The following is a 20,081-nucleotide window of genomic DNA, read 5'->3' as shown; positions in this document are numbered from 1 at the left end:
GGAAGATAGGCCCGGTCGGGGCTGCTGTCAGGGTGCCGGCGTTTCCCCCAGCATCGCCAGCACCCGCGTCGACGTCGTCCCGATATGGTCGCGCATTCCCTGCAGCGCCGCCGGATCGCGCGCCAGCACGGCATCGGCCAGGGACTGGTGCGCGGCGGAGCTGCGTGGCCAATCCTCCATCGCGCTCTTCATCAGGCGACGATAGCGCGTGGTCTGCATGTAGAGCTCGTCGCAGAAAGCCCTCAGCGCGACCAGCGGGCAGGCGGCGATCAGCGCGCGATGCAGCCGGTGGTGCTTGGCTTCGTAGATGTCGAGCCAGTCCGGGTCGGCGCGGCGGCGCTCGATCTCCCGGCGCATCAGGGAGACGGAAGCGACGATCTCGTCCTCCCAAGCCGCGTCGCCGTGTTCCATCGCAAGGCGCAGCGCTTCCGGCTCCACGAACTGCCGTGATTGCGTGATGTCCAGCAGATGCGTCCGCGTCACCGGCGGCACCGAGAAGCCCTTCTGCCCCTCGAACAGAACGAAGCCTTCGGCGGCCAGGCGCGACAACGCCTCCCGCAGCGGCGTCGCCCCGTAGCCGAAGCGGGCCGTCAGGTCGCGCAGGCGCAGCCGCGCCTCTGCCGGCAGCGATCCGGCGACAATCTCTTCCCGCAGGCGATGAGTCGCGGCCTCGACCGCGGTCGCCGGTTCTGTCTCCATCTCGAAAATATATTTCGGGTTGCCATCTCGATCAACACGCGCATGATCGTGAGCATTCGGAGCGAAACGGAGCGACCCTTGGCCCAACGCGATGCCACTCATGATCCTGCGCGGAAGAGCTGGGTCGCCTCGGCGCAGGCGCCGGGCACGGACTTCCCGATCCAGAACCTCCCGCTCGGCGTCTTCACGACGGATGGCATGGACCCGCGCTGCGGCGTGGCGATCGGCGATTCGATCCTCGACCTGACGGCCGCCTATGCCGCGGGGTTCGTGACCAATCGCGCGGTGACGGATGGCTCGCTCAGCGCGCTGATGGCGCAGGGGCGGCCGGCCTCAGCGGCGCTGCGGGCGGAGGTGTCCACGCTGCTGGCGCAGGGCTCACCCGCGCAGGGGCAGGAGGACGCGCTGCTCGTGCCGATGGCCAAGGCGCGGATGCATCTGCCGGCCACGGTCCGCAACTTCACCGATTTCATGGTCAGCTACGACCACTGCCTGCGATCCGGCCGCCGGCGGGACCCGGCCAATCCCCTCCCCCCGGCCTTCCATCAGCTCCCCGTCGCCTATCATTCGCGCGCGTCGTCTGTGCGCGTGTCGGGCGAGGCCGTGACGCGCCCGCACGGTCAATGGAAGCAGCAGGACGGCGCCATGCGCTTCGGCCCGACCGAGGCGATGGACTACGAACTGGAAATGGCGATCTGGATCGCCGGGGACAACGCGCTCGGCCAGCCCGTGCCGATGTCCGCCGCGCCCGATCGCATCTTCGGGTACGGCCTGCTGAACGACTGGTCCGTGCGCGACGTGCAGCGGTGGGAGATGCCGCCGCTCGGACCGTTCCTCGGGAAGTCCGTCTCGACCTCCGTCTCCCCCTGGATCGTCACCGCCGAGGCGCTGATCCCCTTCGCGGTCGCGGCCCCCGCGCAGGACCCGCCCTGCCTGCCGCATCTCGACAGCCCGTTCAACCGCAGCAACGGCGCGCTGTCCGTGCGGATGACCGCGCTAATCCAGACCGCGCGCATGCGGGCCGAAGGCATCGAGCCCTTCCTGCTGACCGACACGCAGTTCTCCGACATGTACTGGACCGCGGCCGCGATGGTCGCCCACCACACCTCCAACGGTTGCAACCTGCTGGCCGGCGACCTGCTCGGCAGCGGCACCGTCTCGGGGCCCGTCGACATCGCGCGCGCCTGCCTCGCCGAGATCAACCAGACCGGCGCCGTCACCCTGCCGACCGGCGAGGAGCGCCGCTGGATCGAGGATGGCGACGACATCATCTTCCGCGGCCGCGCCGAGGCGCCTGGCGCCGTGCCGATCGGCTTCGGCGAATGCCGCGGCGTGCTGAACCCCGCCATCGCCTGGCCCGCATAATCAACAACAGGAAACGCTGAACATGCCCCGTCGTATCGTCGACATCTCGGTCGCGCTGAAATCCGGCATCGCCTCGGACCCGCCTCGCTCGCTGCCCGAGATCGAATACCTCGACCACCAGATGACCGCGCCGATGATGGCGCAGGAATTCGAGATCGCCATCGACCAGCTGCCGGAAGGCAACTACGCCGCGGTCGAGAAGGTGAAGCTCAGCACGCACAACGGCACGCACCTGGACGCGCCGTACCACTTCTTCCCGCGCATGAACGAGCGCACGGTGCCCGGCGGCGAACCGTCCTGGCGGATCGACGAGATCCCGCTGGAATGGTGCTTCCAGCCGGCGGTGAAGCTCGACTTCCGGCATTTCGACCATGGCTATGTCGCCACGCCCGGCGACGTGCAGGCGGAGCTGAAGCGCATCGGCCACACGCTGAAGCCGCTGGAGATCGTTGTCGTGAACACGAGCGCGGGCGCGCGGTATGGGGAGGACGACTACATCCACTCCGGCTGCGGCATGGGCAAGGCCGCGACGCTGTGGCTGCTGGAACAGGGCGTGCGCGTCACCGGCACCGACGGCTGGTCCTGGGACGCGCCCTTCTCGCTGACGAAGAAGAAGGTGCAGGAAACCGGCGATGCCGGGCTGATCTGGGAAGGCCACCGCGCCGGCCGCGAGATCGGCTACTGCCACATCGAGAAGCTGTCGAAGCTCGAGACCCTGCCGTCAGACGGCTTCATGGTCGCCTGCTTCCCCGTGAAGATCCATCGCGCCTCCGCGGGCTGGACCCGCGCCGTCGCGATCATCGAGGAGTGAGCAGCGTGCGTCGTCTTCTTCTCGCCCTCGGCCTGCTCGCGCCCTTCGCCGCGCAGGCCCAGAACTTCCCCGACCGGCCGATCACCGTGGTTCTGCCCTACGCACCCGGCAGCGCGTCGGACGCCTATGGCCGCGCGCTCGGCGAGCACTTCACCCGCATCATGGGCCAGCCTGTGGTGGTGACGAACCGCGATGGCGGCTCGGGCGTCGTCGGCATGCGCTTCGTCGCGCAGTCCGCGCCGGATGGCTACACGCTGGGCCTGACGCCGGTGACGCCCGTCGCGGTGCAGCCGCACATGGTGCGCAACCTCGGCATCGGGCCGGACAGCTTCGCCCCGGTCTGCGGCACCAACGAGAACATCATCGGCATCCTCGTCCGCGCCGACAGCGACATCCGCGACCTGCCGGGCCTGGTGGCCGCCGGCCGGCAGCGGTCGCTGACCTTCGGTAGCCCGGGGCCGAACTCGCTGCCGCAGCTTGGCGTGGTGCGGGTGACGAAGGCGACCGGCGTCGAATTCACCCACATCCCCTTCCGCGGCGACCCGCCGCACCTGAATGAGCTGGTCGCGGGGCGGCTCGACTTCTCCGCGGCGGTCGTGGCCTCGGCGAGCGGGTTGATCGACGGCGACCGCGTGCGGCTGATCGCGGTGTTCTCCGCGCGCCGGCACCCGGACTACCCGAACGTGCCGACGGCGCGCGAACAGGGGATCGATGCCGAACAGCTCAGCCAGGTCGGCATCTACGCCCCGCGCGGCACGCCGGAACCGGTGATGGCGCGGCTTGAGGAAGCCTGCCGCACCGGCGTGGAAGACGCGAACTTCCGCCGCGTCGCGGCTGCCCAGCGCGTGCCTGTGAACTACATGTCGCGCGCCGACTTCACCGCGATGGTGCAGCGGGAATACGAGGCCTACGGCCGCATCCTGCGCGACCTGGGCGTGCGGCCGGAGTGACTCGGCGCTGAGAGAATTGGAGAGGGGCCCCGCCCCTCTCCAAACCTCACCCCGCCAGGATGCTGGGCATCCTGGACCGCAGTCTCTTGGTACTCGACCCTCCTGGCTGAAGCACGACAAGCAATCCTCCTCCACATCGCACTAAGCTTCGGCGGCATTCGCTATCCCGCCGCCACCCTCGACGGACTGAGGCGCAGATGGGACACACTCGCAGGCTTTAGGTTTGTCGTAGGGAGCGTAGTGACGTGGGGGAGGCGGTCTGCGGGCTTTACGTGCATGACGGCTGGATAGTGATTGCCTTGTCATTCCTGGTTCTATTCGTCGCCTCCGTTGCAATCTGGTGGCGTCGAAAGCCAGACATGAGCCTCGGGCAATTCCTCTATCATGTGTTCAACAATCGCGAGCGGATCAGCACATCGGATCCGGAGGCTCGGGCACGCTTCGCTGATCCGGCTGTGGGTGTCGCCTTGAAGATCGGCGTGGCGATCATCGTCTTCAACTTCGCCGTCCTCGCTGCCTGTCCAGGCAGCATCTTTTACACCAAGTAGCTTACAAGCAGGCGCTACAAGGTACCGATCGAGCGGCATCACGTCGTCGGATGGTGATGCTCGGCGAACGGGGGCCGAAGTCGAAGCCGCGCCGGCGCGAATGGAAGCAGCCCTGTCCCCGCCATCGCTCCGATTCGGGCCGCGCGTGTGAGAAAGTAGGAAGAGCAGCGCTCCACCGGGCCCGACAGTCAGGCCGGCACCCACACCACATGCCCGCGGATCGCATCCGGGTCGGACCGCGTCCACCCTTTGCTTTCCGCGTACTTCATCATGTTGGCGAACTCGTACCGCCAATCCGCCCAGTCGGCGCGGTTCGACGCTTCCAGCAGCCAAGCCACCGACACCCAGGCATGCTCGCTGCCCTCGAAATCCACGATGCCGCGAAGCCCCTCCGCCAGCACCGGCAGTGCCTCCGGCGTACCCGCGACGGTCACGCTGAACCGCCGCAGGTCGGTCGGCTCGATCAGTTGCGCCGCCTCACCCGGCACCAGACGTACTTCCATCGCCTCACTCCACCGTCACACTCTTCGCCAGGTTACGCGGCTGGTCCACATCCGTGCCCTTCAGCACCGCGACATGATACGCCAGCAACTGCACCGGGATGGCATGCAGGATCGGGGCCGAAAAAGCACCGACGCGCGGCAGCACCACCACGCGCTCCGCGAAGGCACGCAGCCGCGTCGCGCCGATGTCGTCGGTGAAGGCCATGATCCGCCCTCCGCGCGCGGCCGCTTCCTGGAGATTCGACGCGGTCTTCTCGAACATCGGCCCCGACGGGCACAGCGAGATCACCGGCACCGCGGAATCGATCAGCGCGATGGGGCCGTGCTTCATCTCCCCGGCGGCGTAGCCTTCGGCGTGGATGTAGCTGATCTCCTTGAGCTTCAGCGCGCCTTCCATCGCGATCGGGAACAGCGTGCCGCGGCCGAGAAACAACACGTCGCGCGCCTTCGCGACTTCCGCGGCCATGGCGCGGATCTCTTCATCCTGTTCCAGCACCTGGGCGGCCATGCCGGGCACTTCCAGCAGAGCGGCGGTCAGTTCCGCCTCCTGCTCAGCCGTGATCGTGCTGCGGGCGCGACCAAAGCCAATCGCCAGGCACGCCAGCACCGCAAGCTGCGCCGTGAAGGCCTTGGTGGAGGCGACGCCGACCTCGGGGCCGGCGACCGTCAGCACGGCGCCGTCCGCTTCGCGCGCCATGCTGCTCTCCGGCACATTGACCACCGCGACGACCTTCTGGCCGTTGCGCTGCAACAGGTGCATCGCGGCCATGGTGTCGGCGGTCTCGCCGGACTGGCTGACCAGCAGCGCCGCGCCGCCCTTGGGTAGCGGCGGCTCGCGATAGCGGAACTCGGAGGCGACATCGGCATCGACCGGGATGCGCGCAAGCTGTTCGATCCAATATCGCCCGACCTGCCCGGCCAGGAACGCGCTGCCGCAGGCGGTGATCGTCATCCGCGGCACGGTCGCAGGGTCGAAGGGCAGCGGCGGCAGGGTCACGCTGCGCGTCATCGGGTCGAGATACTGGGTCAGCGTGTCGCCGAGCACGACGGGGTGCTCATGCAGCTCCTTCTCCATGAAGTGGCGGTAGTTGCCCTTGCCGGTCGCCGCACCCGACACCGACGTCAACCGGATGGCGCGTTCCACCGGCGCGTCATGCACGTCGAAGAAGCGCGCGCCGGCCTCGTCCACCACGGCCCAGTCGCCTTCGTCGAGATAGGCGATGCGGCGGGTCAGCGGGGCGAGGGCCAGCGCGTCGGAGCCGACGAACATCTCCCCTTCCCCGTAGCCGACCGCGAGCGGTGCGCCCTGCCGCGCGCAGATCAGCTTGCGCGGATGGCCGGTGAAGATCATCGCCAGCGCATAGGCGCCATGGGCGCGCTTCAACGCCGAACCCGCCGCCTGCTCCGGCGTCATGCCCTCGGCGATGTTCTGGTCGACCAGCCGGGCGAAGGTCTCGGTGTCGGTCTCCGTCTCGAAGACCTGGCCCTTGGCTTCCAGCTCGGCGCGCAGGTCGGCGTGGTTCTCGATGATGCCGTTGTGCACGACCGAGACGCGCGGCGTGCCGTGCGGATGCGCGTTGCGCTCGGTCGGCGCGCCATGCGTCGCCCAGCGCGTGTGGCCGATGCCGGTGGTGCCGGGCAGCGGGTTGTTGTCCAGCACGACAGCGAGGTTCGACAGCTTGCCCTCGGCCCGCCGGCGGTCGATGTGACCGTTCACCAGCGTGGCGATGCCCGCACTGTCATAGCCGCGGTATTCCAGGCGCCGCAGCGCCTCCAGGATGCGCGGCGCGGCCGCTTCGCGCCCGACGACGCCGACGATTCCGCACATGCCGTGCTACCCCTTCTTGCCCTTGAAGCCACGCCCCGGCTTCACCGCCTGCTGCCCGCGCGCGATCGCCAGCGCATCGTCCGGCACGTCGGCGGTGATGACGCTGCCCGCGCCCACCAGCGCGCGATCGCCCACCTGTACCGGGGCGACCAGGGCGGTGTTGCTGCCGATGAAGGCGCCCTGCCCGATCGCCGTCCGGTGCTTGTGCACGCCGTCATAATTGCAGGTGATGGTGCCGGCGCCGATATTCGCCCCCGCACCGATGCTGGCGTCGCCCAGATAGGCCAGGTGGTTCGCCTTGGCGCCCTCGCCCAGCGTCGTCGCCTTCAGCTCCACGAAATTGCCGACATGGGCGCGCGGCTCGACCACCGTGCCCGGGCGCAGCCGCGCATAGGGGCCGATGACGGCGTCGCGTTTCACCACGCAGCCTTCCAGATGGCTGAAAGCGCGGATGGTCGCGCCCGCTTCGACAATGACGCCCGGGGCGAAGACGACATGCGGCTCGATCACCACATCCGCCGCCAGCGCCGTGTCGTGGGACAGGAACACGGTCTCCGGCGCCGTCATGGTCACGCCGGCATCAAGCGCCGCAACGCGCAGGCGCGATTGCAGCTCGGCCTCGGCGGCGGCGAGTTCCGCCTTGCTGTTGATGCCGCGAAGTTCGGCCTCCGGGGCCTCGACCGCCACCACGCGACGGGTGCCGGTCGGCGAGCGGTAACCCATGGCGACGACGTCGGTCAGGTAGTACTCGCCCTTGGCATTGTCGTTCTTCACGCGGCCGAGCCAGTCGAACAGATCCTGCGCCGGCGCGCAGACGACGCCTGCATTGCACAGCGGCACAGCGCGCTCCTGCTCCGTCGCATCGGCCCATTCGACGATGCGCGTCACCGACCCATCCGCATCCTGGATCACCCGGCCGTAGCGGCCCGGATCGGCCGGGCGCATGGCCAGCAGCGCGAGGATGCCGCCCTCCCGCCGTGCCGCGAGCAAGCGCCCGATCGTCTCCGGCGTGACCAGCGGGTTGTCGCCATAGAGGACCGCGACATCGCCGTTGTATCCGCCGAGCAGCGACCGCGCCTGCAGCGCCGCATGCCCGGTACCGAGCCGTTCGTGCTGCACCACCACCTGGTGCGGCGCGACCGCCTTCTCGAGATCCGGCATGTCCGGGCCGACGACGATCACGATGCGCTCGAATTGCGCCTCACAGGCCGCGAGCAGATGCCGAATCATCGGCCTGCCGGCGAGCGGGTGCATAACCTTGGGCCTGGCGGACCGCATGCGGGTGCCCAGGCCGGCAGCGAGGATGATGGCGGCAGCTGACATGCCTCCCGGTAACAAGTCAGGGCGCGCCGCGTCCAGCGCGCTCGTGGTCAAGTTGGTTTGCCGCGTGTGTCGCACCCCCTTGCGGGCCGCGCGTGGCCTGCGTACGCCCATCCCATGGACAGGATCGCCGTCTTCGACCTCGATGGCACGCTGGTGGACAGCGCGGCCGACATCCACGTCTCGCTGGACCGGGCGATGGCCGGGCTCGGCCTGCCGGGCTTCAGCCGCGCCGAGGTGGTCGCGATGATCGGCGACGGGGTGCGCGCCCTGATGACCAAGGCGCTGGCCGCCCGCGGGCGGCCGCTGGACGAGGCGGTGCTGGCGCGCTTCGTCGATGACTACACCGCCCAGGCCACCGTCCTGACCCGGCCCTTCGAGGGCATTCCCGAGGTCCTCGACGCGCTCGCCGCCCAGGGTTGGCGGCTTGCCGTCTGCACCAACAAGCCGGCCGAGGCGACGCGGGTGCTGCTGAACGAACTTGGCCTCACGGATCGGTTCGTCACGCTCGGCTGCGGGGATTCCTTCCCGGTGCGGAAGCCCGACCCGCAGCACCTGCTGGCGACCCTGGCCGCGGCCGCGAGCAGCGCGGCGGGGGCGGTGATGATCGGCGACCACCGCAATGATGTGCAGGCGGCCTCCGGCGCCGGCGTACCCTGCATCTTCGCCGGCTGGGGCTACGGGCCGGTCGCCATGGCCGATGGCGCGCCCGTCGCTACCGCGCCGGGCGAGCTGCCGCGGATGATTGCGGGGCTATTCGCCTGAGCGGTTGACCCTAACCAGGTCGAGCCGCAGCGAGCCGACGAAGGTCGACGGGAATTCCACTCGCAGCGGCATCGGCGGCAGTCCGGGACCAAGGGCGGCGATCCAGGCTTCCGCTTCACGCGGGCGGCCGGCCTGGACGGGGTCGTCGCCGCGACGGAAACCGGCGACGAGGCGGCTCTCCAGCCGGCACCGCAGCGCCTGGGCCGATACGCCGTCGAGCGGCGACGGCCCCACGCCGAGCGTGCGCGACGACCATTCGAGCCGCCGCCGCCCGTCGAACACCGAGCCATCCAGGTCGCAGCGCCCCGTTGCCGCCGCGGCGAGGGACAGCCGGACCAGCGCCGAAAGCGTGTCGATCGTGCCCCGCATCTGGTCAGGCGTCACCGGGATCCGGTCGGGGCCCTCGGGCGGCTCCAGCACCGACAGGCGCGGCGTTCCGGCCAGGAAGTCCATCACCGTGCGCCGCGTGCCGCTGCGCCAGTTGCCCTCGGCCGTGTAGCGCTGCGGCCGCACGTCCCGACCGGCCAGCCCGCCCTGCACCTCGGCGCGCTGCTCGCTCGGCAGGAACAGCCGGGCAATCCCCCGGGCGCGGGATATGCTGGACAGGCGGTAGGACGCGTCGGTGAGATGCAGTGCAAGCTGCACATCCATCACCGGCAGGCCGGATTGATAGACGGAGTAGTGCGCTTCGAACGGCGCAGCCGTCGCGGGGCGCGCGCCGCCCGGCAGGGCAGCAGCAACCAGCAGCGCGGCGGCGAGGCGCGGGGTCATATCAGGAGAATGGTCGTTCCTTTCGCCGGAACAAGAGGGCGGGCGCTTGACACCCCCACCCCACGCCTTCTATGTCCGCGCTCCCCGCAGGATGGGCGCGTAGCTCAGCGGTAGAGCATTCGCTTCACACGCGAAGGGTCACAGGTTCAATCCCTGTCGCGCCCACCATCCCAAGCCTGCCTCAGCCTGTGATCCGGCGCACACTGTCGCGAATTCGTTGCGAGCGCGCCGGCCATCGCCGGAGTAGCGTCCACGCAGCGTTCGCTGCGGAGGCACCCCCCAATGGCCAGCATCTATCTCGACGTCCCTTTCATCACCCAGCTCGGATACGGGCAGAACGGCACGATCGATGACCCCACCGGCTGCTGGTACGCCAGCGCCTGCATGCTGGGCTACTACTTCGAGGTTGGTCCGCGGCTCGGCGACCCGACCCTGTGGACGCCACAAGGCCACGAGGTGATCTCGGACAGCACGAACCTGCAGCAGAACGAGCACCTCGTTGAGGTCCAGTATCCGATGAACGACTGGACGATCTCCGGCCTCGCGGACCTGCTCAACAAATACGGCCCGCAGCTCATCTCCTGGACCAAGACGCACAACGGCGCGACCTACGGGCATTGCTCCGCGCTGATCGGCGTGGACGACGCCTCGCAGGAGGTGATCATCCACGACCCGGAACGCGCGCCGGACAGCCGCATGTCGATCGCGGACTTCAACAGCCTGTTCATGTGGGGCATCCCCGACGGCATGCTGCGGAAGGATGTTACCGGCCACACGCCGCGCCTTGGCACGCCGCCGGTCGCCGCCACGACGCCCTGACCGGCAACGGCGTATCCGGTCGGTATCGCAGCCGGCCGGAACGGCCCCGTCAGTACGATTTCGGCAGGCCGAGCACCCGTTCGGCCAGGTGGCTCAGGATCAGTTCCCGGCTGACCGGGGCGATGCGCGGGATCAGGCTTTCGCGCAGGTACCGCTCGACATGGTATTCCTGGGCGTAGCCCATGCCGCCATGGGTCATCACCGCCGTCTCGGCGGCGGTGAAGCCTGCTTCGGCGGCGAGGTACTTTCCAGCATTCGCCTCGGCACCGCACTCCTTGCCGGCGTCGTAGAGCGCGGCAGCCTTCATCGTCATCAGCCAGGCGGCTTCGAGATTCGCCCAGCAGCGTGCGAGCGGATGCTGGATCGCCTGGTTCTTGCCGATCGGGCGGTTGAAGACGATGCGCTCCTTCGCATAGGTCGCCGCGCGGTTCAGCGCGGCGTGGCCGATGCCCACAGCCTCGGCAGCGATCAGCATGCGCTCGGGGTTCATCCCGTGCAGGATCTGCTTGAAGCCGGCACCCTCGGGGCCGATGCGGTCTTCCTCCGGGATTTCCAACCCGTCGAAGAACAGCATGTTCGAATCGACGGCGTGGCGGCCCATCTTCTCGATCAGCCGCACCTCGACCTTCGTGCGATCGAGCGCCGTGTAGAACAGGGTCAGCCCGTCCGTCTTGCGCTTCACCTCCTCGATCGGCGTGGTGCGGGCCAGCAGCAGGATGCGGTCGGCGACCTGGGCCGTGGAGATCCAGATCTTCTGCCCGTTCACGACATAGCGGTCGCCGCGCTTCTCGGCGCGGGTCCTGAGCTCGGTGGTGTTCAGCCCGGCATTCGGCTCGGTCACGCCGAAGCACGCCTTCTCGCGACCGGCGATCAGCGGCGGCAGGAAGCGCTGCTTCTGTTCTTCCGTGCCGAACACCACAACCGGGTTCAGCCCGAAGATGTTCATGTGGATGGCCGAGGCGCCCGTCATGCAGGCGCCGCTTTCGGCCACCGCGCGCATCATGATGGTGGCTTCCATCATGCCGAGGCCGCCGCCGCCGAATTCCTCCGGCATGGCGATGCCGAGCCAGCCGCCCTCGGCCATGGCGGCGTGGAATTCGTGCGGGAAGACGCCGTCGCGGTCGCGGGCAAGCCAGTAATCGTCATCGAACCGCGCGCAGAGACGCAGCACCTGGGTGCGCAGTTCCTCCTGGTCTTCCGTCAACGCGAACTGCACGACCGCTTCCCCCGATACCGTCCTGACGGCGGGAAACTGCGCGAGCATGTCCGGGGGGTCAATGCGGATGGCGGACACGCGAAGGCCGTCGCGGAGCGTTCCGCGACGGCCCTGCATGGTGACCCGGGGCGGCGAGACAGCCGCCCCGGATCAGGATCAGCGCGGCGTGGCGGGGGCCGGCTGGGCCGGCGCCGCCGGCGCGCCGCGGCGCGGGCCGGGGCCATTGCGGAAGCGCACTTCCTCCCGCGACAGGGAACCGTCGCCGTCGCGGTCGGCGGCACGGAAAGCCGCTTCGACCATCGGGCGCAGCTCATCCATCGTCACGCGGCCGTCCATGTTGACGTCCACGAAGCGGAACATCGCCGCGCCGCGCTGCTGCATGCCCTGCCGCGCGCCCGGGGGCGGACCGCGGCGGCCCTGCGGACGCTGCGCGTCCACGAAAGCGCGGAACTCCTCGATCGTCGCGCCATCACGGTTCACGTCGATCTCGGTGAAGCGAGCCTGCACCCACGTCATCGCTTCCTCGCGGCTGACCTTGCCGTCGTTGTTGGTGTCGGCACGGGCGAAGGCCTCGCCCATCGCGAAGCTTCCGGCGCCGCGCGGGCCGCCATGGTGCGGACCACCGCGATGGCCCGGCGGGCCGGCATGCTGCCGTTCCGCCGTTGCGCCGGGCGCTGCCGGCGTGGCGGGGGCGCCCGGGGTGGGCTGCGCCACGGCGAGGCCGATGCCGCCCGCCAGAACCACCGCACTCAGCGCCGCGATTGTCGTCTTCCTCATGATCTCAGTCCCCTTTCTTCCGGCGGCCTTGCGCCGCTGATCGGAAAACTGCGCCCGCTCTGTAACGCCGGCATTGCGGGGCATGCCCGAACGGGTGAGGAAGGGTAACGCAACCGTGGTCAGGGTGTGCCGGGCTCGCCCAGATCCCACCACATTCCGGCGAAGCCCAGGATGCCCTCGCGCGCCGGAGCGATGAGGTAATGCTCATCCGGGCCGTGCTGCTTGCAGCCATTGTAGCTGTGCGGCACCCAGACCAGCGGCACGCGGAGATGGTCCACGAAGACATCGCCCGGCAGTCCGCCCGAGGAATTCGGGATGATCTGCACCTTCTTGCCCAGCGACTTCTGCATCGACGCCTGCGCCCAGCGCACCCAGGGGTGGTCGGGATCGGTGCGGGACGCCGGCATGCGCAGCCCCGCCTTCTCGACCGCGATGTCCTGGAAGCCATGGGCGTCCAAATGGTCCCGCACCGCCTTGGCGAAGGTCGCCGGGTCGCTGTCCACCGTGTAGCGCACCTGCATGTGCGCGCGCGCCTCGGGGGCGACGGCGTTCACCGGGTTCTCCGGCCGGCCGGAGATCATCGCCAGCACGATCAGGCTGTTCCAGCCGTAGATCTTCTCGGCGGAGGACAGGCCGGGCTCGCCCCAGCCCTCGTCGATGGTCGCGGCACCGTCTCCGCCGCCGACCGGGCAGCCGTCCAGCACCGAGCGGACGGAATTGGACAGGGATGGTGGCAGGATGCCACGAACCAGCACCTTTCCGTTACGATCCATCATGGTGGACAGCGCATGGGCCAGTAGGATCGCCGGGTCGCGCGTCAGCCCGCCCCAGTGGCCGGAATGCACGCCGCCCGGGCGGAGCTTCAGCACCAGGTCGAAGTGGAAGGTGCCGCGGGTGCCGGTCGCGATGGTCGGGATCTCGGGTTCGACCCGCGGACCGTCGGAGGCGATCAGGACGTCGGCCTTCAGCTCCTCGGCATTGGCCGCGATGAACTCACGCAGGCCGGTGGAGCCGCGCTCCTCGGCCATCTCCAGCACGACCTTCACGTTGAAGCCGAGCTTGCCGCCGCGTTCGGCGATCACCGCCTCCAGCGCCGCGATGTTCAGCGCGTGCTGGCCCTTGTTGTCCGCGGTGCCGCGGCCGTACCAGCGGCCGTCTTCCTCGATCAGCTTCCAGGGCTCAAGGCCCGCGCGCCACTGGTCGTCGAGGCCGCGGACGGTATCACCGTGGCCGTACAAGAGAACCGTGGGGCGGGAGGCGTCCTCGATGCGGATGCCGGTGAGGATCGGGCCGAAGCCCTCGCGCGGGTTCGGCCGCACCTGGACGGCGAAGCCGAGGCGTTCCAGCCAGGGCCGGATCGCGCCATTCAGGTAGCGATCGAGATCGGCCTCGCGCCCTTCCTCCTGCGCCGTCGAGGGAATGGCGACGAGGTCGGAGAGCAGCGACTTGAAGCCGCCATCGTCGAAGAAGGAGGCGGCGCGGGACAGGGCGGCTTCACGCGTGGGCATTGTCTACTCCATGCATCCGGCAGGATCGTTCGATCCCGCACCCGTAAGCCGGCTTGCGCCGAAGCGCAAAGCCCCTCCTGTCGAAGCCGGAACAATTTATCTCCGCCGGCGGGGGGTTGTGGTAATGCGACGCGCCGGGTCACGGATCCACGGAGGGCATGGCTATGACCGCCTACCTCGTCGCAAACATCACCGTAACCGATCCCGAGCGGTTTCCGCCCTATCGCGCCAAGGTCCCCGCAGTCGTCGAACAATTTGGCGGGCGCTTCCACGTCCGCGCCGGAACTGTCCATCCGCTCGAAGGCGATCTCGGCTTCGACCGCTTCGTGGTGATCGAGTTCCCGTCGATGGAAGCCGCACGCGCCTTCTACGACAGTCCCGAATATGCGCCGCTGCTGAAGCTACGGTCCGAGACCACGCGCTCGAACGTGGCCTTCGTCGAGGGCTACGCGGAAGGGTAGTCCCCGCCGTGGCGGGGACCGTTCGCGGCGCGCTCAGTCAGACGATCTGATTGACCAGCGCCGCCTCGCCCCGCTGCAGCCGGGCGATGTTCTCGACCATGAAGTCGAGCACATTGTCCTCGTACATATGCGTCTCGCCACCGGTATGCGGCGTGACCAGCACGTTCGGCATCGCCCAGAGCGGGCTGTCGGCCGGCAGCGGCTCATCCGCCGTCACATCGAGCGCGGCGCCGACGATCTTCCCGGCCTGCAACGCCGCGATCAACGCTGGCTCGTCGATGACGCGACCTCGGGCCACGTTGATGATCTGCGCGGTCGACTTCATCGCCGCGAGGGCCGCCGCATCCACCAGGTTGCGCGTCTCATCCGTCAGCGGGCAGGACAGGATCAGGAAATCCGCGCGCGGCAGCAGCGACTTCAGGTCGCGGAAGGAATGCACCTCATCCGCGCCTTCCGGCCCACCGGCGACGTTCTGCCGGACGCCCACGACCTTCATGCCGAGCGCCTTGCACAGCCGCGCGATGCGCCCGCCGATGCGACCCAGCCCGACGACGACCGCGGTCTTGCCGCCGGCCTCGTCCTCGCGCTTCGCGAAATCGCCCTGCATGCCGCGCCAGATGCGCTTCGCCTGGTTGTCGCGCGCTTCCGGGATGCGGCGCAGCAGAGCAAGCATCAGCGCGATGGCATGCTCGGACACGGCGTTGGCGTTGATCCCCTGCCCGCTCGCCAGCCGGATGCCGGCCTTCTTCAGGACCTCCCGATCATACTGGTCGGTGCCCGCCGAGCAGGACTGGATGAAACGCAGCTTCGGTGCGATCGCCGGGATGTCGTTGCGCCACATACCGGAACAGACCAGCACATCCGAATGCGGCAGGTTGGCGTCGAGTTCCTCGCGCGAGCGCGCCTCGATGAAGCGGATGCCGGTGTTGCGCGGAGCGAAGCGATCACCGAAGCGATAGGCGACATGGGCGAAGAGGACAGTGAGTTGATCGCTCGGCGGCAGCATTGATGGTCTCCGGATTCAGGTCCGGCGCGACCCTGGCCGCGGCCCCGTCGCCGCGCAAGGGGGGTGTCAGCGGCCGACGGTGCCGCTCGCGCTGCCGGTGGCCGACCCGCCGCTGCTCCCGCCCCCTCCCCCGCCCGAACCGCCGGCGAACAGCACGGCGGCGAGCGCCGCCGCTGCCATCCCAGCGGCGACCCAGCCGGCGGGGCCGGACAGCGTTTCGCCCTGCGGCGAGACAACGACCATGCGTTGCTGCTGCGGCCGCGCGGGCGCCAGATGCGGACGCGGCGCGGGCTGGCTGCGTGGACCGATGACGACGGTGCTGCCCGGCGGCACGACCAGGCTGCCGGTCTGCGCGAGGGCCGGCGCGGAAGCACCGGACAGCAGCGCGATCATCGCCAGAATTCTACTCATGGTAGAAATCTACCGACCAATCATTGCCTCATTCAAGTGCTGACTCGCCAATCCCCTTCCGCGGCGCGCGCGGCGACCTCCTCGGCCAGCAGCGCGAGCACCGCCTCCGTCGCCCGGCCTGGCGGGCGGTCCGGTGGCAGGGCCAACACCACCTGGCGGCGGATCACGGGCCGGACCAGCGGCGCGACGGTCATGCGGCCTTCCGCTTCCTCCCGCCGGATGGCGGAGCGCGGCAGGATGGCGAAGCCCAGCCCGCATTCCACCAGGTCCTTCAGCACAAGGAAGGAATCCGCCTCATGCCGCAGGTTCAGCGTGATCCGGGCCCGGCCGGCGGCGGCATCGACGATGGCGCGCAGACCGTGCGGGCGGCTGGGCAGCACCAGGGGGTGCTGCGCCGCGGCGGCGAGGGTCACAGGCGTTTCCGGCGACAGCCCGCTGCCCGGCGGCCCGGCCAGCACCAGCCCTTCCACGAACAGGTCGCGCACCGGCATATGGAAATCGGTCGTGCGACCATAGAGCAGCGTCGCATCCGTCGCACCGCGCTGCACCCATTCGATCAGGTGGCCGGTGTAGCCCTCGACCACGCGCAGCGAGACCTGCGGATGGCGCTGCGCAACGCGACGGGACAGCGGGCCGGCCAGGACCGCCGCGACCGTCGGCATCATGCCCAGCGCCACCTGCCCGGCGACGGTCCCGGCCAGGGCGCGGACCTCGGCGACGGCATGTTCCAGCTGCCGCATGGGGCCGAGCACGCGCGCCAGCAATTCCCGCCCCGCCTCCGTCAACGACATGCCGCGGCCGTGGCGCGTGAACAGCGGCATGCCGGCTTCCGCCTCCAGCAGCCGCATCTGGCGGGACAGCGCAGGCTGGGCGATGCGCAGCCGGTCGGCGGCGCGGCTCAGCGAGCCGGCCTCGGCGATCTCCCGGAAGGTGCGGAGCTGCCGCAAATCCATCGCGCATCCCTTCGCATTCTGCGATGGCTTCTATCCCTGATTTCGAATTCCGCGAAGTCCGTGACAATCGCATAACGCCGGCCATCCGATGCTGGAGTTATGTCCATGGATGGAAGTGTTTCGGCCGAGGCCGTCGCCTGGCCCGATGCGATCTTCGCCGCCCTGCGGCAGTGGCAGGTGCGCCAGGTCGTCTATGTGCCCGATGGCGGCCATGCGCGGCTGATCCGCAGCATCCATGCCGAGCCGTCCATGCGCGCGATCCCCCTGACGACCGAGGAGGAAGGCATCGCGGTACTGTCCGGCGCCGCGCTCGGCGGGCAGCGGGGCGTGATGCTCATGCAGTCCTCGGGCGTCGGGAATTGCGTGAACATGCTGTCGCTGGTGAAGACCTGCGGCTTCCCGTTCCTCGCGCTGGTCACGATGCGGGGCGAATGGGGCGAGTTCAACCCGTGGCAGGTGCCGATGGGTTCGACCACCGAGGCGGCCTTCAAGCTGATGGGCGTCGAGACGCGCCGCGCCGACCGCGTCGAGGACGTGGCGGACACGGTGAACGCCGCGGCGCGCATGGTGTTTGAGGGCGGCAGCGCGGTCGCCGTGCTGCTCGGCCAGCGCCTGATCGGCGCCAAGGTATTCTGAGGGGGATGGGAACCATGCTCGACAGGCGGGATGTGGTCGCGCGGTTGCTGGCCAATCGCGGCGAGACGATGGTCGTCACGGGGCTCGGCGCCGCGACCTATGACGTGGCGGCGGCCGGTGACGATGCGCGCAACTTCTACCTCTGGGGCGCGATGGGCGGGGCGGCGCTGATGGGGCTCGGGCTGGCGCTGGCGCAGCCGGAGAAGCCGGTCGTCGTCGTCACGGGCGATGGCGAGCAGCTCATGGGCCTCGGCGGCTTCGCGACCATCGCGTTGCAGGCGCCGGCGAACCTGACGGTCGTCGTGCTCGACAACGGGCTGTATGGCGAGACGGGCGGGCAGCAGAGCCATACCGGCCGCGGCGTCGATCTCGCCGCCGTGGCGCGGAGCTGTGGGATCGCCGAGGCGTCGCGCATCGCCGACATGGCGGGCGTCGAGACACTCGCCACCGCGATCACGAAGCCCGGCAGCGGGCCGCGCGTCGCGGTGATCGAGATCGACCCGGCGGAGGCGCCGCGCGTTCTGCCATCCCGCGACGGCGCCTATGTCCGTGGCCGGATGCAGGCCGCGCTGGGGGTTGCCGCCTGATCGCGCCAACGGAACCGATTTCATCGTCGTTCTACGATCGGCCCGGGGCTCAGCCTCGGGCCGCACGCGCGTGGCACCACCATCACCTTGCCAGCCTGACCCCCCGGCACTAATCCCAAGCACAGCGGGAGAGAACCCATGGACCATCAGATGCCGCCCACCGACGCCCATGCCGAGATCCGGGAGGAGGTGCGCAAGCTCTGCACCCGCTTCCCCGGCGAATACTGGCGCGAACTGGATGCCCGCCGTGGCTACCCGACTGAATTCGTCCAGGCGCTGACCGAGGCCGGCTGGCTCGCCGCGCTGATCCCCGAGGAATATGGCGGGTCGGGCCTGCCGCTCTCGGCGGCCGCCGCGATCCTCGAGGAGATCCACGCCTCCGGCTGCAACGCCGCCGCCTGCCATGCCCAGATGTACACGATGGGCACCGTGCTGAAGCACGGCAATGAGGAGCAGAAGCAGAAGTACCTGCCGAAGATCGCGACCGGCGAGCTGCGCCTCCAGGCCTTCGGCGTGACGGAGCCGACCAGCGGCACCGACACCACCGCGCTGCGCACCGTGGCGCGCCGCGAGGGCGACAAGTACATCATCAACGGCCAGAAGATCTGGACGTCCCGCGCCGAGCATTCCGACCTGATGCTGCTGCTGGCGCGCACCACGCCGAAGGATCAGGTGGCGAAGAAGACCGACGGTCTCTCGACCTTCCTGGTGGACATGAAGGCCGCGCTCGGCAACGGCCTGACCATCCGCCCCATCCGCACGATGATGAACCACAATTCGTGCGAGGTGTTCTTCGACAACATGGAAGTGCCGGCCGAGAACCTGGTCGGCATCGAGGGCAAGGGCTTCCGCTACATCCTCGACGGCATGAACGCCGAGCGGATGCTGATCTCGGCCGAGTGCATCGGCGACGCCAAGTGGTTCATCGAGAAGGCGGTCGAGTATTCCAAGCAGCGCGTGCTGTTCGGCAACCCGATCGGCAAGAACCAGGGCGTGCAGTTCCCGATCGCGAAGTCCTACGCCGCGATGCGCGCGGCGGAAGCCCTGCTGCAGAAGGGCCTGCAGAAGTTCGAGGCCGGTCTGCCCTGCGGCGAGGAAGCCAACATGGGCAAGATGATCTGCGCCGATGCGGCGTGGATGGCGGCCGAGGCCTGCCTCCAGACCCATGGCGGCTTCGGCTTCGCCGAGGAATACGATGTCGAGCGCAAGTATCGCGAGACGCGGCTGTACCAGGTGGCGCCGATCAGCACGAACCTCGTGCTGTCCTATATCGGCGAGCACGTGCTCGGGATGCCGCGGAGCTACTGAGCGTGGCGCGAGATCCGGTGCCGGTGGCCATCGCCTACGACTTCGATGGCACGCTGGCACCGGGCAACATGCAGGAACATGTGTTCCTGCCGAAGCTCGGCCTGAATGTGCGGGCCTTCTGGGAACGGTCGAACCTGCTAGCCGAGGAGCAGCAGGGCGACCCGATCCTCACCTACATGCATCGCATGCTGGTAGAGGCCGCGCATGCCGACATCCCGATGCGGCGCGAGGACTGGGCGGCGCATGGCGCCGGCATCACCCTGTTTCCCGGCGTCGAGAGCTGGTTCGATCGGGTGAATGCGGCAGCGTCCGAACGCGGGCTGGCGATCGAACACTACGTCATCTCCTCCGGCCTGCGCGAACTGATCGATGGGACGCCGATCCGACGGCATTTCCGCGCGGTGTTCGCCTCGGGCTTCCTCTACAACGCGTCCGGTGCGGCGATCGCGCCGGCCATCGCCGTGAACTACACCACGAAGACGCAGTATCTGTTCCGCATCAACAAGCATGCGCTCGATCTCGCCGACAACACCGCGGTAAACGCATATCAGCCGCAGGACCAGCGGCGCGTGCCCTTCACCAACATCATCTTCATCGGCGACGGCGACACCGACATTCCCTGCTTCCGAACGGTGAAGGAACAGGGCGGGCATTCCATCGCCGTCTTCCCCGCCGGCGACGAAGGTCGCGCCGCACGCACCCGCAAGCTGATCAAGGAAGGCCGCGTCCATTGCGCCGTTCCCGCCGACTACAGCGAGGGCAGCGAGGTCGAGCAGCGGGTCTTCGCCGTGCTCGACCTTCTCGCCGCGCGCGAGCGGGTGCGCCGGGCCTGATGCGCG

22 protein-coding genes and 1 tRNA gene are annotated in these 20,081 nt (G+C 69.1%); 12 read left to right on the top strand and 11 right to left on the bottom strand.

Features of this window, described 5'->3' with window-relative positions; translation table 11 throughout:
• Nucleotides 1-27 precede the first annotated feature (27 nt).
• Nucleotides 28-699 (bottom strand): GntR family transcriptional regulator, encoded by a 672-nt coding sequence (locus GXW78_RS14955; RefSeq protein ID WP_211869635.1) that lies wholly within the window; start codon nt 697-699, stop codon nt 28-30.
• A gap of 78 nt (nt 700-777) precedes the next feature.
• Between GXW78_RS14955 and fahA the strand changes: the two genes are divergently transcribed.
• The 4 genes from fahA to GXW78_RS14935 all read left to right on the top strand — a co-directional run bounded on the left by fahA (nt 778) and on the right by GXW78_RS14935 (nt 4,373).
• Nucleotides 778-2,064, top strand: coding sequence for a fumarylacetoacetase (fahA, locus tag GXW78_RS14950; RefSeq protein WP_211869634.1), 1,287 nt, complete (start codon nt 778-780; stop codon nt 2,062-2,064).
• Between the two features lie 22 nt (nt 2,065-2,086).
• Nucleotides 2,087-2,875, top strand: a complete 789-nt coding sequence (locus GXW78_RS14945; protein WP_211869633.1) for a cyclase family protein — start codon at nt 2,087-2,089, stop codon at nt 2,873-2,875.
• A gap of 5 nt (nt 2,876-2,880) precedes the next feature.
• Nucleotides 2,881-3,825 (top strand): Bug family tripartite tricarboxylate transporter substrate binding protein, encoded by a 945-nt coding sequence (locus GXW78_RS14940; RefSeq protein ID WP_211869632.1) that lies wholly within the window; start codon nt 2,881-2,883, stop codon nt 3,823-3,825.
• A 245-nt stretch (nt 3,826-4,070) separates the two neighbouring features.
• Complete coding sequence (locus tag GXW78_RS14935; RefSeq protein ID WP_211869631.1) at nt 4,071-4,373, top strand: hypothetical protein; 303 nt, start codon at nt 4,071-4,073, stop codon at nt 4,371-4,373.
• 188 nt (nt 4,374-4,561) lie between these two features.
• Here the strand turns inward: GXW78_RS14935 and GXW78_RS14930 are convergent, their stop codons facing one another.
• From GXW78_RS14930 to glmU, 3 genes are read right to left on the bottom strand one after another with little or no spacing between them, the layout of a single operon-like run.
• Nucleotides 4,562-4,876, bottom strand: coding sequence for a hypothetical protein (locus GXW78_RS14930; RefSeq protein ID WP_211869630.1), 315 nt, complete (start codon nt 4,874-4,876; stop codon nt 4,562-4,564).
• Nucleotides 4,877-4,880: 4 nt separating this feature from the next.
• Entirely contained in the window at nt 4,881-6,704 is a 1,824-nt protein-coding gene (glmS, locus tag GXW78_RS14925; protein WP_211869629.1) for a glutamine--fructose-6-phosphate transaminase (isomerizing), read from the bottom strand.
• Between the two features lie 6 nt (nt 6,705-6,710).
• A complete protein-coding gene (gene glmU, locus GXW78_RS14920) occupies nt 6,711-8,027 on the bottom strand; it encodes a bifunctional UDP-N-acetylglucosamine diphosphorylase/glucosamine-1-phosphate N-acetyltransferase GlmU (RefSeq protein ID WP_211869628.1) in 1,317 nt (438 codons plus the stop codon).
• A 114-nt stretch (nt 8,028-8,141) separates the two neighbouring features.
• On the opposite strand from glmU, the gene GXW78_RS14915 reads away from it, so the two are divergent.
• Nucleotides 8,142-8,789: an HAD-IA family hydrolase gene (locus GXW78_RS14915; RefSeq protein WP_211869627.1), complete on the top strand. Its 648-nt coding sequence runs from the start codon at nt 8,142-8,144 to the stop codon at nt 8,787-8,789.
• Here GXW78_RS14915 and GXW78_RS14910 read toward each other — a convergent pair.
• The gene (locus GXW78_RS14910) at nt 8,778-9,560 is read right to left on the bottom strand and encodes a DUF3108 domain-containing protein (RefSeq protein WP_211869626.1); all 783 of its coding nucleotides are present in this window, start codon (nt 9,558-9,560) and stop codon (nt 8,778-8,780) included. The two genes, GXW78_RS14915 and GXW78_RS14910, sit on opposite strands and share 12 nt — an antisense overlap.
• Before the next feature lie 93 nt (nt 9,561-9,653).
• On the opposite strand from GXW78_RS14910, the gene GXW78_RS14905 reads away from it, so the two are divergent.
• Nucleotides 9,654-9,728, top strand: a tRNA-Val gene (locus GXW78_RS14905).
• A 114-nt stretch (nt 9,729-9,842) separates the two neighbouring features.
• Nucleotides 9,843-10,379 carry a papain-like cysteine protease family protein gene (locus GXW78_RS14900; RefSeq protein WP_211869625.1) on the top strand — a complete coding sequence of 179 codons (537 nt, stop codon included), beginning with the start codon at nt 9,843-9,845 and terminating at the stop codon, nt 10,377-10,379.
• Nucleotides 10,380-10,428: 49 nt separating this feature from the next.
• Here GXW78_RS14900 and GXW78_RS14895 read toward each other — a convergent pair whose 3' ends face one another.
• The 3 genes from GXW78_RS14895 to GXW78_RS14885 form a co-directional block, all read right to left on the bottom strand.
• The gene (locus GXW78_RS14895) at nt 10,429-11,712 is read right to left on the bottom strand and encodes an acyl-CoA dehydrogenase family protein (protein WP_246522229.1); all 1,284 of its coding nucleotides are present in this window, start codon (nt 11,710-11,712) and stop codon (nt 10,429-10,431) included.
• Nucleotides 11,713-11,751: 39 nt separating this feature from the next.
• Nucleotides 11,752-12,372, bottom strand: coding sequence for an EF-hand domain-containing protein (locus GXW78_RS14890; RefSeq protein ID WP_211869624.1), 621 nt, complete (start codon nt 12,370-12,372; stop codon nt 11,752-11,754).
• Nucleotides 12,373-12,491: 119 nt separating this feature from the next.
• Nucleotides 12,492-13,880, bottom strand: coding sequence for a M20 family metallopeptidase (locus GXW78_RS14885; protein ID WP_211869623.1), 1,389 nt, complete (start codon nt 13,878-13,880; stop codon nt 12,492-12,494).
• A 164-nt stretch (nt 13,881-14,044) separates the two neighbouring features.
• Here GXW78_RS14885 and GXW78_RS14880 point away from each other — a divergent pair, with 164 nt between their 5' ends.
• A complete protein-coding gene (locus GXW78_RS14880) occupies nt 14,045-14,341 on the top strand; it encodes a DUF1330 domain-containing protein (protein WP_211869622.1) in 297 nt (98 codons plus the stop codon).
• A gap of 37 nt (nt 14,342-14,378) precedes the next feature.
• Here the strand turns inward: GXW78_RS14880 and GXW78_RS14875 are convergent, their stop codons facing one another.
• The 3 genes from GXW78_RS14875 to GXW78_RS14865 all read right to left on the bottom strand — a co-directional run bounded on the left by GXW78_RS14875 (nt 14,379) and on the right by GXW78_RS14865 (nt 16,711).
• A complete protein-coding gene (locus GXW78_RS14875; RefSeq protein ID WP_211869621.1) occupies nt 14,379-15,347 on the bottom strand; it encodes a D-2-hydroxyacid dehydrogenase in 969 nt (322 codons plus the stop codon).
• A 66-nt stretch (nt 15,348-15,413) separates the two neighbouring features.
• Nucleotides 15,414-15,758 carry a hypothetical protein gene (locus GXW78_RS14870; protein WP_211869620.1) on the bottom strand — a complete coding sequence of 115 codons (345 nt, stop codon included), beginning with the start codon at nt 15,756-15,758 and terminating at the stop codon, nt 15,414-15,416.
• Between the two features lie 32 nt (nt 15,759-15,790).
• Nucleotides 15,791-16,711: a LysR family transcriptional regulator gene (locus GXW78_RS14865; protein ID WP_211869619.1), complete on the bottom strand. Its 921-nt coding sequence runs from the start codon at nt 16,709-16,711 to the stop codon at nt 15,791-15,793.
• 105 nt (nt 16,712-16,816) lie between these two features.
• On the opposite strand from GXW78_RS14865, the gene GXW78_RS14860 reads away from it, so the two are divergent.
• The 4 genes from GXW78_RS14860 to GXW78_RS14845 all read left to right on the top strand — a co-directional run bounded on the left by GXW78_RS14860 (nt 16,817) and on the right by GXW78_RS14845 (nt 20,075).
• Complete coding sequence (locus GXW78_RS14860; RefSeq protein WP_211869618.1) at nt 16,817-17,347, top strand: thiamine pyrophosphate-binding protein; 531 nt, start codon at nt 16,817-16,819, stop codon at nt 17,345-17,347.
• A 14-nt stretch (nt 17,348-17,361) separates the two neighbouring features.
• Nucleotides 17,362-17,934 carry a thiamine pyrophosphate-dependent enzyme gene (locus GXW78_RS14855; protein ID WP_246522227.1) on the top strand — a complete coding sequence of 191 codons (573 nt, stop codon included), beginning with the start codon at nt 17,362-17,364 and terminating at the stop codon, nt 17,932-17,934.
• 138 nt (nt 17,935-18,072) lie between these two features.
• Nucleotides 18,073-19,242 carry an acyl-CoA dehydrogenase family protein gene (locus tag GXW78_RS14850; RefSeq protein ID WP_211869616.1) on the top strand — a complete coding sequence of 390 codons (1,170 nt, stop codon included), beginning with the start codon at nt 18,073-18,075 and terminating at the stop codon, nt 19,240-19,242.
• A gap of 2 nt (nt 19,243-19,244) precedes the next feature.
• Nucleotides 19,245-20,075 carry an HAD family hydrolase gene (locus tag GXW78_RS14845; protein WP_211869615.1) on the top strand — a complete coding sequence of 277 codons (831 nt, stop codon included), beginning with the start codon at nt 19,245-19,247 and terminating at the stop codon, nt 20,073-20,075.
• The last annotated feature ends 6 nt before the right edge of the window (nt 20,076-20,081 follow it).

Origin of the sequence: Neoroseomonas terrae, from assembly GCF_018129025.1 — a bacterium.
Classification (GTDB): domain Bacteria; phylum Pseudomonadota; class Alphaproteobacteria; order Acetobacterales; family Acetobacteraceae; genus Neoroseomonas; species Neoroseomonas terrae.
The sequence above is the reverse complement of the archived record's forward strand: the minus strand, read 5'-3'. Positions and strand labels throughout refer to the sequence as shown.